Source organism: Massilia sp. PAMC28688, from assembly GCF_019443445.1.
Classification (GTDB): domain Bacteria; phylum Pseudomonadota; class Gammaproteobacteria; order Burkholderiales; family Burkholderiaceae_D; genus Telluria_A.
In genome coordinates, this window is record NZ_CP080378.1 from 5,162,407 (window position 1) to 5,176,314 (window position 13,908).

Here is a 13,908-nt window from a genome sequence, read left to right on the forward strand (position 1 = left end):
AGTAGCCCCCCGCAGCGCGATCGCTGTGATGTCTTTCAGGTCGATTGAGTGGCCGGAGCTACTGCCCGAACATGTTGACCCGGCTTTGCACTTTCCTCATGCGGAAAGCGGCAAAGGTGTCCCGGTCTGAAAATTGCAGGTAGATGTTGTCCTGCAAAATCTGGTCAAAGCGCGTGCCCGGCGCCTTGCCGTAGGAGTGGCCAGGATAGACCCGCGTATGCGGTTCCAGCAGGGCCTTGAGGTATTCGAGACTGGCGTACATGGCGTGCGCGCCTGGCGTATCCGGGCACATGCCGCAGCCCTCAGCAAACAGGACGTCGCCCGTGAACAGGTTGTCGCCAATCAGGTAGCAATAGCAGCCCGGCGTGTGGCCCGGCGTGTGCACGGGCTGGATCTGCAGCGCGCCCACGTACCATGGCGCGGTAGCGATGCCCTGCAAACGGGGATGGGAAAAACCGGAATAGGCGATTTCGTCGTGGGACATCCAGATCGGGCACTGGCGCCGCTCGGCCAGCGGTCCGGCCAGGTTGAGGTGATCAGGGTGGGAGTGTGTGACGAGGATGCCGGCCAGCGTGGCGTCACACTCGGCCAGTGCGGCGTCGACCTTTTCCATTTCCCAAGCCGGATCAACGATCACTGCCTGCCGACTGACTGGATCGACGATCAGGTAGTTGTAGTTGGTCATGAAATGGAACTGCATCTTCAACACATGAACCTGCGGCTGGGCTGCAAAACGAATTGCAGAACCGTACAGCTTTTCCATCATTTCTCCAGTCAGCTTTCAGCATTCCTGCACCCTCTTTTTGTTGTTTCTTGGGTGACTGTTTTACAAATTCTAGCACGCAACTTTGCAAAAAAAGTAAGCGTGTTACAAAGTTATTTTTGTGTCGTCGCAAAAATCCCACTTTGCCAAACTTGCGGTCCACGGCCGCGATTTTTGTGCCATGCTATTGGCCCCGGCGCGCACTGTTTTCAGGCCCGCCGCGGCAAGCCGGGGCGCGCCGCACCTGGCCATCGCCCTAATTGCGGCGCAGTGCCGCGTCCAGCAATTCGACTGCCTCCCCACTGTCGATGGCGTCGCTGTCGATGCGGCTGACAATGTCGTCAATGGTGCGTCCGAGGTCACCCGCAGGCTGGGACACCGGCGCTTGCGGCGCCGCCTGGCCCGGCCCCACCCAGTAACGCTCGCGCGCGAATGGATAGCCCGGCAGTACCATCCGGTTCGGCCGGCCCTGCGGGTACAGTGCATGCCAGTCGAACGCCAGCCCGCGGCACCACCAGCGCGCCAGGCTGCCAAGCTTGCCGCTGGCCAGCCAGGTGGACACTGCAGCGCGCATGCCTTCGTCTTCAAGCATGTCGGCCACGTCGCCTCCTGCCGGCTCCACCTGGCCGGCGTAACAGCCCGCGACATCGCTGTCTCCTGCAAGGTAAGCACGCAGCATCGCCGCCAGCCCATCGAGGGACGAGGCGACAAAGCCGGCACGCTGCTCCATCGCCTCGCGCCCCGTCTGCAGCGTGTAAGCGAGTGACGCAAGGCTGCACTCGGCACCCTCGCCGTCGATGAATGCCAGCAGCCGCACCGCGCTCTCGCGCAGCTGGGCAGCGCTCTTGGCCGACAGCGGCACCAGCACCGGCCCGGACGTGCCGGCGCCCTGGCGGTAGCGCGGCCAGGCTGCGGGGTCGAACTCCTTGACGATGACATGCGCGTTGGCCCCGCCCGCACCAAAGGCGGAGATGGCAGCAATGCGTGGCTGCGCACTGCCGTCAGCCGCCACCGGGTTCCATGGTGCCAGGGCGGTGTTGACCACGAACGGCGTGTTGGAAAAATCGATGGCAGGGTTGAGCTGGGCCGCATGCAGGCTCGGTGCCAGCTGGCGGTGCTTCATCTGCAGCAGAATCTTGGCCATGCCGGCCATGCCCGCCGCCGCCTCCAGGTGGCCGATGTTGGATTTGGCCGAGCCGATGCGGCAGTACCCTGCCTCGCCGGTATCGCGGGCAAACGCCTGGCGCAGACCTTCGATTTCAATCGGGTCACCCAGTGCCGTACCGGTGCCGTGCGCCTCCACATAGCTGATGTCACGCGCGTCGATCCCGGCCTTGCTGATGGTGTGGGCAATCAGCTCGGCCTGGGCGCGCGGACTTGGCACCGTGTAGCCATTGGTGCGGCCGCCATGGTTGACGTGAGTGCCAAGGATCAGGCCATGAATCACGTCGCCATCGGCCAGTGCCTCTGACAGGGGCCGCAGCAGCAGTACGCCCACGCCTTCGCCAGGCACAAAACCATTGGCTCCGGCGCCAAAACTGCGGCAGCGCCCGTCCGGCGAGAGTGCGTACTGGGATGCCATGTCCACGTAATTGGACGGGTGGGTGTACAGGTTGACGGCGCCGGCAAAGGCCAGCGCGCAGTCGCCGCGGCGAATCTGCTCGCACGCCTCGTGGATGGCGGTGAGCGAGGACGAGCACATGGTATCGATCGGCATGCTCGGACCGGTGATGTCGAGCAGGTAGGACAGGCGGTTGGCCAGTGAACCGAACGAGGTATGCGGGTGAAACTTGCGCTCGCGCCGCGCGCTCTGGGTGCCGTGCAGGTTGTAGCCCTGGCGGGTGATGCCGGCGAAGACTCCCACCTTGCGCTGGAACCTGTCGCGCAGGTCGGCCCGCGTGTAGCCGGCGCTTTCCATGCAGTGCCAGGCAGCCTGCAGGAACATGCGCTCCTGCGGGTCCATGCTCATCGCCTCGCTCGGGGCGATACCGAAAAACAGGGGATCGAACTGGTCAAACTGTTCCACGAAGCCGCCCCACTTGGAGTAGCTCTTGCCCTGCTCCACCGCGCGCATCATGTCCGCTTCGTAAAAGCCCTGCTGCGGCCAACGCACGGCAGGCACTTCACCCACGCAATCGAGGCCAGAGCGCAGGTTGTCCCAGAACTGTGCCAGCGATTCGGCTTGCGGAAAGGTGCCGCTCACGCCCACGATGGCGATTGGCTCCGTGCTGGTCGATGCGCGCAGCGGGGCCGGCATGGCCGGGACAGGTAGTGGTGGCAGTGGCGGCAGCGGCAGCGCCATTTGCGGGACCTGCTCGCCCACGCCAGTCCAGGCCTGGCACTGGTCACGGTGATGCTCCACAAAATACGCGCTCAACGCCGCCAGGGTCTTGTACTCGAATACCAGGGTCTTGGCGATGGCGCCGAACACCTTGGCGAATTCACCATTTAGCCGCGTGACCATCAGCGAATCAATGCCATAGGCCGACAGCTCCTTGTTCGCATCAATCCTGCCCGGCGCGAGCTTGATGACCGCGCCGAACAGCTCCTTCATCTTGAGCAGCGTCTGTTCTGCCAGCAGCCGGTCCAAGCCGGTGGATGGCGTCAGACGCGGCGCCATGCCGGCAGCCGGCGCCGCTCCACTTTCCACATACTGCAGCAGCTTGGCAACGTCGCCTGCCACTGCCATGCACTGGCCCTCGCCAAGTGCCAGCGCCTGATGGAAGGCAGCCATGCCAGCGGCCGTGGACAGCGGCCGCATGCCCGTCATGGCACCAAGCTGGTCGAGCGTGGCGGCATCCGGCCGCATGCCGCCGTCCTGCCACAGGGACCAGTTGATGGACACCGTAAGCGACGCCGCGCCGCTGGTGCGAAGCGCCGCGAATTGATCCATGAAGCCGTTGGCCGCCGCGTAATCCGCCTGGCCGGCATTGCCCAGTGCGCCGGCGATGGACGAAAACAGGACCAGGAAGTCGAGATCGAGCGCGTCGCACGCGCCGGCCAGGTGCAGCGTGCCAGCGACCTTGGGTGCCAGCACGGCGTCCATCTGCCCACCGTGATTGTGGATGATGAACTGGTCGGCGGTTTGTCCTGCAGCGTGCAGGATGCCGTCAAGCCGGCCATGGGTGGCGGCGATGTCGGCCAGCGTGCTGCGCACTGCGTCCTCGCACGACAGGTCAAGCTGGCGATAGCTGACGCGGCCAGCATCGCCACCGAGGTCACGCAACAGGGCCTGCCCCTGGACGGAGAGCGGACCGCGCCCGGCGAGAATCACCTTAGCGTGTCGTGCCTGGCGCAGGATTTCGCCGGCAAACAGCCGGCCCAGTGCACCCATGCCTCCGGTGATGAGGTAGGTGCCATGCTCCCTGAAGGCGATTGGCGCCCGGGTTGACGGCGCGGCCTGCCAGCGCAGCGCCTGCCGCCGCCCGTCGCGGTAACGCACCAGGGTTTCACGGGGAGTAGCGGCCTCCGACGCGAGCAGGCGCGCCAGCGCCGGTGTGGCAATCCCGGCATCGACCGTGATCACCTGCCCGGCAAAGCGGGGGTTTTCCTGCGCCGCGGTCTTGAGCATGCCCGCCAGGCCGGCCACCAGGCCCAGTTCCGGCGTGTCGCCGGCGACGATCTGCAGCAGACGGCGCCCGGGGCCGGCCAGCATGTCACGCACCAGCGCGTGGCAGGCCTGCGCCATGGCGCAGAAGCTGCCGGCCAGATTCGCCGCATCCAGCGCCGGCCATACCACGCAGCGGCCGGCCGGCACCAGCGTGGTCAGCTCGCCGGTATTGATGGCCACCGTGCCGCACAAGACCAGCACGTGCTGGTCGTACAGGACCTGTTGCTGCGGCGCGGCCGGCATGTCCTGCCAGCGCGGCAAGAGCACGGTTCCATCCGCTCCTGCAGGCGTGGGAGCGGGCCGCACCGGCGCCGTGGTCAGCGCCGGCGCTACATCGGCTGCGATCCAGTAGCGTTCACGCGCAAACGGATACAAGGGCAAGGCAATGCGACGCGGGCGCGTTCTGCCAGCATACAGCGATGCCCAATCTGCCTCGGCGCCGGCAAGCCATGCTGCCGCCAGTTGCGGCGCCACGTCCCCTGCCGGCTCCGGCGCCGCGCCCTGCAGCCAGGCGGCCAGCCTGGCTGCCAGCTCACCGGCTGAAGCAGCACTGAAGAGCAACCGGTGCTCCATCGGCGTCCTGCCCAGCTGCAGCGTGAATGCCAGCTCGGCCAGCGAGAAGGCAGCCGGCTCCTGTGACAGCACCGCCAGCAAGTCTTGCGCGCGCTGGCGCAGCTGCTCTGGCGTCCTGGCCGACAGGGGGACCAGCACCGGCCCTGCCGGGCCGCTTGCGGTGGTTTGGGGATGATATTCTTCCAGCACCAGGTGGGCATTGGTGCCACTGAAGCCGAACGAACTGATGGCCGCGCGGCGCCGAACGCCGGCGGCGCTTTGCCACGGACGCAGCTGGGCATTGATGTAAAACGGGCTGCCGGCCAAGTTGATATGCTCATTGAGCTGGTCGAAGTGGATGGTCGGCGGCAGCTGGCGGTGCTTGAGCGCCTGTACCAGCTTGATAAAGCCGGTGGCGCCGGCCGCCGTCAGGCAGTGGCCGATATTGCTCTTGACCGAGCCGAGGGCGCAGTGCGCGCCAGCCCCGGACAGGCCAAAGCTCTGCTTGAGCGCCTGCACTTCGATCGGATCACCAAGCTTGGTGCCGGTGCCGTGCGCCTCGATCAGGCCAATGGTGGACGGATCAATGCCGAAGCGGCTGTAGACGTCGCGCTGCAGCGCGGCCTGCGCCTGCGGGTTCGGCGCCGTGATGCCGTTGGTCTTGCCGTCCTGGTTCACTCCCCAGCCGCGGATCACGCCGTGAATGGTGTCGCCATCACGTTCTGCATCCGACAGGCGCTTGAGCATGATGGTGGCCACCGCCTCGCCAGGCACGAAGCCGTTGGCGCGCTGGTCAAAGGTGAAGCAGCGCCCGTCGGTGGACAGCATGCCCGCCTGGGCGGTCTGGATATGCAGGTCCGGACCCGTCATCACGTACACGCCGCCAGCCAGGGCTGCGTCGATCGTGCCCGCAACCAGGCTGTCGCAGGCCTGAGCAATGGCCACCAGCGACGACGAACAGGCCGTATCGATGGCAATGCCAGGTCCCTGCAGATTGAGGAAATAGCTGATGCGCGCGGCCAGGATGGAATTGGCGGCACCGGTGAATCCCTGGGCGCTCAGGCGCTGCGCCCCTGAACGCTGATGGTAATCGGTGCCGGCGCAGCCGACAAACACGCCGCACCGGCTGCCCGACAGGTCGGCTGCGTCGTAACCGGCATGCTCGATGGCGTGCCAGCTCGCCTGCAGGAACAGCCGCTGCTGCGGGTCCATGCTTTCCGCTTCGCTGGGCGAGATATTGAAAAACAGCGGGTCGAAGCAATCGAAATCTGCCATGGCGCCCAGCCAGCGGCTGTTGGTCTTGCCGGGAGCCGGCTCGCCTGGCTGATAAAAGACGCCGCTGTCCCAGCGCGAGGACGGTATCTCGCTGATGCAGTCGCGCCCCTCGGCGATATTGCGCCAGAATGCATCGATGTCCCCCGCCTGCGGGAACTGGCCGGCCATGCCGACTACCGCGATTGGCTCGCGCTGTGGCGTGGCCGGCATGCCGGCCTGCGTGCCGGTGGTGCGGGTGGTGCGCGTGAGCGGCGCTCTCGATGGCCGCGGTACTGAAGCCGGCGCCGTGGACGCGCCCGGGCTGGCCACGCCGGCGATCGCGGCGCCGGACCCTGCCACCTGCCGCACATGTTGGGCCAGCTGGTGCAGCGTGGGAAAGCTGTAAATCTGGGTTGCCTCGATATCGGTTCCAAACAGCGCATTGATCTTGCGCATCCAGGTCACGGCGCTCACTGAATCCAGACCCAGGTCGACGAACTGCATGTGTTCATCAATGTCTTCTGCGCGCATCTGCAGCTCGTCCGCCAGCAGCGCCGCCAGGCTATCGAGGATGGCAGCGGGCGCTTGCGGCGCCGCGACGCTTGCGGCGGCAGCCACAGGCGCAGGCGCCACCGGGGCGGCGCTGCCGGCCGCGTGGCGGACGTAGGATGCGAACTGTTTCAGGGTCGGATAGCTGTAGATCTGCGTCGCTTCGAGGGCAATCCCGAACTGTTCATTGATCTTGCGCACCCACGTCACGCCGCTCACGGAGTCGAGCCCCAGGTCGACAAACTGCATGTCGTCGTCGATATCGGCCGCCGCCATCTGTAGTTCCTGCGCCAGCAGCGCCTTCAGGCTTGCCTGCAGATCGCCCGTATCGACTGCCGCTTGAGCAGGCATTGCAGGTGCCTGCGGCTGCGGCGCCACGGTGCCGGGAGCCTGCGCGAAGCGTTCCTCGATACGCTGCAGCGTATCGGCGCGGCCGACGAACGTCTGGGCGTGCATTTCAAGTTCGAGCGCGCACACCTCGTCAATGGCAAGGCGCAGTGGCTCCGCCAGCTGGGATTTGTACGCCACCAGCAGGCTGCGAGGAAGGCTGGCGATCTGCAGCGCCAGGGCCATGGCCTGCGCCGCTACCTCGCCCTGCTCCAGCACCGGCAGGCATAGGCCGCGCCGGCGCAGCGCCGCTCCGCTGTACTGCTGGCCGGTGAGCATGGTTTCACGCGCCAGGTCATAGCCGATCCGTTCCGGGAATACCAGCGTGGCGCCGGCGCCCGGCGTGAAGCCATAGGCCATGTATGGGCTCGAGTATTCGCCACGTTCGCTGAACAGGGTGAAGTCGGCGTACATGCCAAGCGACCAGCCGGCGCCGATGCCGTGTCCCTGCATGGCGCTGATGACGGGCACCGGGCAGCGCAGCGGCAGTTCGAACAGGCGCGAGTCGGTAAACTGGGCGCTGCCCGCCTGGATCGCCAGCAGGTTTTCCTTGGTGCCCCCGCTTGCGAAGTAGCGGTCGTACCCGGTCAGGATCACGACCTTGTAGCCGGGAGATGAAGCCACGTGCCGGAACACTTCGTTCATGCCGGCGACAAGTTCGTCCGAAAACATGTTGCGGGCACGCCGGTCTTCCATGCGCACTTCCAGGATGCCGCCCGGGTGGGCCAGTGCTGCCACCACGCCGGAGGCGAGCGGCACGCACACCGGCGCAGCGCCGTCAGGCACGGCAAGCGGAGCATCGGCCACCCAGTCTGCAATCGGGGCCGCGACCACGCGCCCGGCGCTGGCGCAGGCATCACGCCAGGGTGCCAGCGCGGCTGGCGGCAGCGCCGACAAGGCGCGTGCCGCTGCCACGGCGGCCGTGATCACGCCCGCACGTTCGGTCGCAGTGATGCGCCCTGCCAGTGCTTGCAGCGCAGTGCCGCCGAGCCGTGCGCCGGTGAGCAGGATGTTCTTGCCGGCGGCGTCGCCGAAGCGCTGCGCCAGCAGCGGCGCGATGTCCCCTGCCATGCCGGCTGCCAGGCGCGTGGGCGATGCGCCGTAGTGCGCCTGGGCGCTGATGACGCAGGCGTCGGCAAGCAGGGCGAGCATGAAGGTGCCGTCATTCCCCTCGCCTTCCAGCGCAACCACCACGGGTACGGGCGCCTGCGCGATGAATGCTTTCAAAGACCGGAACAGGCCCGCAGCTTCATCTGCGCTCCAGAGCATGCCTTCGGCGCACGCCAGTACCAGGGCGCGCAAGCCTTCCTGTGCTTTCAACGCCTCGCTTGCCGTGATCCATACCGTATCGTTTAGCGCTGCCTTGTTGAGCTGAACGAGCGCGATTCCGTCTGCGTGCCAGGCCAGCGGCATTTGCTCTGGCCACGATGCGGCCGGCATTTCGCTGACAGGCATGGCGGCAGCTGCGGGGTGACGGGCGATGATGTCGCTGAAGCGGCGCGCGAGGTGAAGTTTGAGCAGGCGCAGGCCGTCGCTGGTGTGCGCAGCGAGCACCTTGGCCAGCTGTTCGGCGTGACCTTGCACCTCTGGCGCCGGCACCACCGCGCACGCCAGCCCCTTGCCTTGCAATGCGCGGCCGCTGTCCGGCTCACCGCGTGTGACAAGATGGTCGGCCACGACAGCACCGAAACGTTCGTAGACCAGCGCCAGTTCAAGCGCAGCCAGACCGCCGTCGCCGCCAGGCTTGGCGCAGCCATACTGGGCATCCTCGGCGCAGATCATGAAGTCGCACATGGCCGCGGCGATAAAGCCGGCACCGGCGGCTCCATCGGGCAGGACCGCGATGATGGGGAACGGTGCCCGTACCAGGGCCGCATACAGCTGGCGTGGCGCTGCCTCACCGGTGGCAGAGAGACGGGACAGGAATTGCCCTTCGGCGCCAAACAGAAGCAGTATTTTGGCCTGCCCTGCCAGGTCAGGACTGGACAGGGTGGCCAGCGCGGCGACCATGCTGGAGACGACGCTGCCCTCCTGGTCACGCTCAACAACGTGCAGCAAAAAGATACCGCCGCCCTGGTCAAACAGCCTGACCGGGGACACCTCACCCGGGGCAGGCAGCTGGAATGCGGGATCGGACAGCGCCACGCGGACCCTGGGCCGCGTGGCCATGCCCTGCCCGGCGACAGCGGCCGGAGCGGGCAGGGTCACATTGTCGGGCTTGGCGCGCACGGTGGCGGCCGGAACCGGCCCGGAAACGAAGATAATTTCGCGCTGCTGCAGTGGTACCGGCACGGCCACGACTGGGGCGGCTGCGACAGCCGGCGCCGGCACGGCGTCCGGCAGGCGGTTGGCCGCCATCACGACCAGGCCGCGCAATTCCAGCGCGACCTCGCCCTGTTCGTCCGCGATATCAATGTCAAAGTCACTGCTGCCAGCAAGGCGAATCCATGCCATCCCCTGGCCCGCCACTTGCCCTGCAAAGCGAGCAGATTGCACAGCGCAAGGAAGGCCGCCGCCGGATGCCAGTTGTACTGCCTGTGTTACAGCTTCCAGCACCCGCAATGTCACCGTCGCCCCATCATGTTCGGGCACGTTGACGGAAAACTCCATCAGCCACTGGTCCTGGCCCGCGAACAGCGCGCGAATGTCTGCGCTATCAGGCATGCCTGGGGAGCGCTGCGAAATGCCGGCCCGCAGGGCTACAGGATCGAGGCGCCTGGGCGCGGCCGCAGCGGTGCATGCCATGCCCTGGCAATGGACACGCTCCCTGGCGCCGGTGCCACTGAAGATATCAAAACTGGTATCAGCACCGGCAGGCAGCAATGCGATCTGCAGCGCGCTATCCGGCTGCGCCACGAAGGGCTCGCCCCAGCGCACGCCGCGCACTTCCAGCAGGCCGGTCCCGTTGGCGTCTCCCCGCGCCAGAGTGAGCGCTGCACGCGCCATTTCCAGCAACGCTGCTTCTGGCAGCACCCGCTCATCGCCGCGGGTGGCAAAGAAGGATTCGGTCCCATTGAAGCGGGAAGCGTAGCCATGCTGCTCCAGGGTCGAGGTATTGGCATGCACCAGTGGGTGCAGCGCGGCCGAGTGGGCGACGTTCGCCGCCGCGTTTCCCTGGCCTGCTTCGACCCAGTAGCGCTCGCGCGCGAATGGATACAGCGGCAGGCTGACGCGACGCGGCGCGGTGGCACCGTACATGGCACGCCAGTCCACCTCCACACCCTTGCCCCACAGATCCACCAGTGCCGGCAGCTTCTTTTCCGTTACCCACGTGCGCACCATCTGCTGCAGGTCGCCGTCGCTGCCGAACATGGACAGCGCCTCGCGGTGGCGCCTGGCCTGGTTGCGGGCCACGCCCTCGACTCCCTCTTCGCCCGCGATCCAGGCGCGCAGCCTGTCGGCCAGCTCGCCGGCGGAAGCTGCCATGACGCTCAGACGTTCGTCCATGGACTCGCGGCCGGTCTGCAAGGTGTACGCAATGCCGCGTATGGCAGCGGCGTCGGGCGCCGTGCGCTGAACGAACTCCAGCAGGGACAACGCTTTGGCAGTTAGCTGCTCGGGCGTGCGGGCCGACAGCAGCACGGCGTGCATGGTGGCGCCTTCAGGCTGCGCTTGCGCGTTCTCCACATATTCTTCGATCACCACGTGCGTATTGGAGCCGCCAGCCCCAAAGGATGAAATGCCCGCGATGCGTGCCGGTGGCATGCCGCCGGCGCTAACCGCACTCCACTCGCGCAGCGACTGGTTGACCTCGAACGGGCTGCCGGCAAAATCGATATTCGGATTGAGCCGCGTGGAATGCAGCGACGGCACGATCTGCCGGTGCTTCATCTGCAGCAGCACCTTGGTCAGGGCCGCGATGCCGGCGGCCGACTCGCAGTGGCCGATATTGGACTTGACCGAGCCAATCAGACAGCTCGCGCCAGGTGCCATATGCGGCTGGAACACGGCATGCAGGGCCGCGATCTCGATCGGGTCGCCCAGCTTGGTGCCGGTGCCGTGCGCCTCGATATAGCTGATCTGGCCCGGTTCCACGCCAGCGTCCTGCAGCGCGCGCCGCACGGCGTTGGCTTGCCCGCGCGGATTGGGCACCGAAATGCCGTTGGTCTTGCCGCCGTGGCTCAAGGCGCTGCCGCGAATGGTGCCGTAGATATGGTCGCCGTCGCGCTCTGCATCCGACAGACGCTTGAGCATGACCACTCCCACGCCCTCGCCCGGAATATAGCCGTTGCCACCCTCGCCAAAACTCTGGCACTGGCCGGCGCTGGAAATGAACTGGCTGGAACTGAGCAGCAGATATTTGTTGGGATGGACGCTCACGTTCACGCCACCTGCCAGCGCCGCGCTGATGCGGCCACTGCGCAGGTCCTGGCAGGCCAGGTGCAGCGCCGTGAGCGACGACGAGCACATGGTATCAAGCGTCATGCTCGGCCCATGCAGGTTGAGAAAGTAGGAGACGCGATTGGCAATGCTGGCGGTGCTGCCGTTTAAGCCCATGCGCTGGCCGCGCATGCTCGCCTCCACGCCATACATCTGGTATTCGCTGTACATGACGCCTGCATAGACACCCACTTCGCCGGGCTGCTCACCGCCAGTTTCAAGCGCCGCGCGGGTATAGCCCGCGTCTTCCAGGGCCAGCCAGGCGTGCTGCAGGAACAGCCGTTCCTGCGGATCGATCAGTTTTGCTTCGCGCGGGGCGATGTTGAAAAACTGCGGGTCAAATTCGTCGACGCCTTCGATGAAACCACCCCAGCGGCTGTAATGATGGCCGGCCAGCGTGCGGTCTTCGCTGTAGTAGTCGCGCCAGTTCCAGCGGCTGGCCGGGACCTCGGTGACGCAATCGCGTCCAGCGCGCAGGTTGTCCCAAAAGGCATGGACGTCGGGCGACTCGGGATAGCGCCCTGACAGGCCCACGATGGCAATCGGATCCCGGCTGGTGCTGTTCTGGCGCGGACGTTCCATGGGGCCGGGCGCCGGTGCGGCAGGCGCAGGCGTGCCGCCCAGGCGGCGTGTGCGCCCCGCTGCCGCGCGTGGCGGCGGCGCAGGCGGGGACGGCGGCGCGGCCGATGCCTGGTGCAACGCCGCCAGCTTTGCCGCATGGACCTGGCCGAAATGGACCGCCAGTTCGGCAATGCTCTGGTATTCAAAAAACAGGGTCTTGGACAGCGGCCCGAATGACTTCTCCAATTCGGCCGTCAGCTTCATGGCCAGGATGGAGTCGATTCCGTACTGCTCCAGCGGAGCGCGCACGTCGATCTTGTTCGGCGCCAGTTTCAGCACGCCGGAGAGTACCTTGCACAGGTACTGTTCGGCCTGACCGTGACCGGCGGGGCCAGGCGCGTGTGCTGCCGGCGCGGCAGGCGCCGTGGGCGTGCTGTCCTGGGCGGCAATCCAGCGCCGCAGCACGGGATTGGCGCCGCCCGTGGCCAGGCACTGGCTGCCCGGCATGGCCAGGGCCAGATGGAATGCACGCAGCGCCGCCCCTGTCTGCAGCGGCTGCAGCCCGGTCTGTTGCGCGATGGCGGCCATGCTGTCGGCATCGAGCTGCATGCCGCCGTCCTGCCACAGCGACCAGTTGACCGACACGATGCGGCCCTTGCGCCCCTGCGCACTCAGGCGCGCGTTCCCGTAGGCCGCAAACTGGTCCATGAAGCCGTTGGCCGCCGCGTAATCGGCCTGGCAGGCGTTACCCAGGGCGCCGGCAATCGATGAAAACAGCACCACAAAATCCGGCTCCAGTGCTTCACAGGCGTGCGCCAGGTGCAGCGTGCCGGCCACCTTGGGTGCCAGCACGGCATCGAATTCGCCCGGCAGCTTGCGGACAAGGTACTGGTCGGCGATCTGGCCGGCCGCATGCAGCACGCCATTGAGCTTGCCGTATTCCGCTGCCACTGTTGACACGCATTCGGTGACGGCGTCCCGGCTCCCCAGGTCAAGCTGACGGTAGGCCAGCCGGGCGCCTTCAGCGTCAAGCTCGCGCATTGCTGCCTCGCCTTTGGCAGAGAGCGGCGCGCGACCGGTCAGCACCACGCGGGCACGGCGCGTCTGGCGCAGGATCTCGCCGGCAAACAGCAATCCCAGGCCACCGAGGCCGCCGGTGATCAGGTACACACCGTCTTCCTTGAAAGCGATGCGCGCTGCGGTAGGGGCAGGAGCGAGCTGCCAGCGCAGCACTTCGCGGCGGCCGTGGCGATGCCGCACCAGCGTTTCGTTCGGCGCCGATGCTTCGGCTGCCAGCAGGCGCGCCAGCGATGGCGTGCAGGTGTGGGCGTCGACCAGGATCAACTGCCCGGCAAACTGGGGATTTTCCTGGCGCGCTGTCTTGAGCAGCGCCGCCAGGCCCGCCATCAGGCCCAGTTCGGGCGTGTCCGCCACGACCACCTGCAGCAGGCGCTGGCCATTCTTGCCACGCCCAAGCATCTCCTGCACCAGCTGCAGGCAGGCGCGCGCGCGGGTGGCATAGGCGCCGGCCAGATCGGCCTCGGGCAGCGGTGGCCACACCACGCAGCGGTCGGCGGGAATCAGAGTAGTCAGCTCGCCGGTATTGACTTCGGCCGTGCCGCACAGGACCAGCACATGCTCCGTGTGCAGGCCATGCTGCTGTTCCGGCACTGCCACCTGCTGCCAGCTCGGCACCATCAGCGCCAGCTCCCCACCCCCGCCCTTGAAGGCCCTGACCCGCTTGAGCGCCTCGTCTTTGCTGATTCTCTCTGCGCGTACGTCTTCGTAAATCTGCTTCAACTGATTATGCATTTCAAACATACCTCAAGCGTTTCGTGGGGCCGGACGCAAT

The 13,908-nt window shown here is 66.5% G+C and carries 2 protein-coding genes; both read right to left on the bottom strand.

Annotated features, from left to right (window positions below):
- Window positions 1-58: 58 nt before the first annotated feature.
- Window positions 59-766, bottom strand: a complete 708-nt coding sequence (locus KY495_RS22875) for an MBL fold metallo-hydrolase (RefSeq protein WP_219881565.1) — start codon at window positions 764-766, stop codon at window positions 59-61.
- Window positions 767-1,019: 253 nt separating this feature from the next.
- Entirely contained in the window at window positions 1,020-13,868 is a 12,849-nt protein-coding gene (locus KY495_RS22880) for an SDR family NAD(P)-dependent oxidoreductase (RefSeq protein ID WP_219881566.1), read from the bottom strand.
- Between the last annotated feature and the right edge of the window lie 40 nt (window positions 13,869-13,908).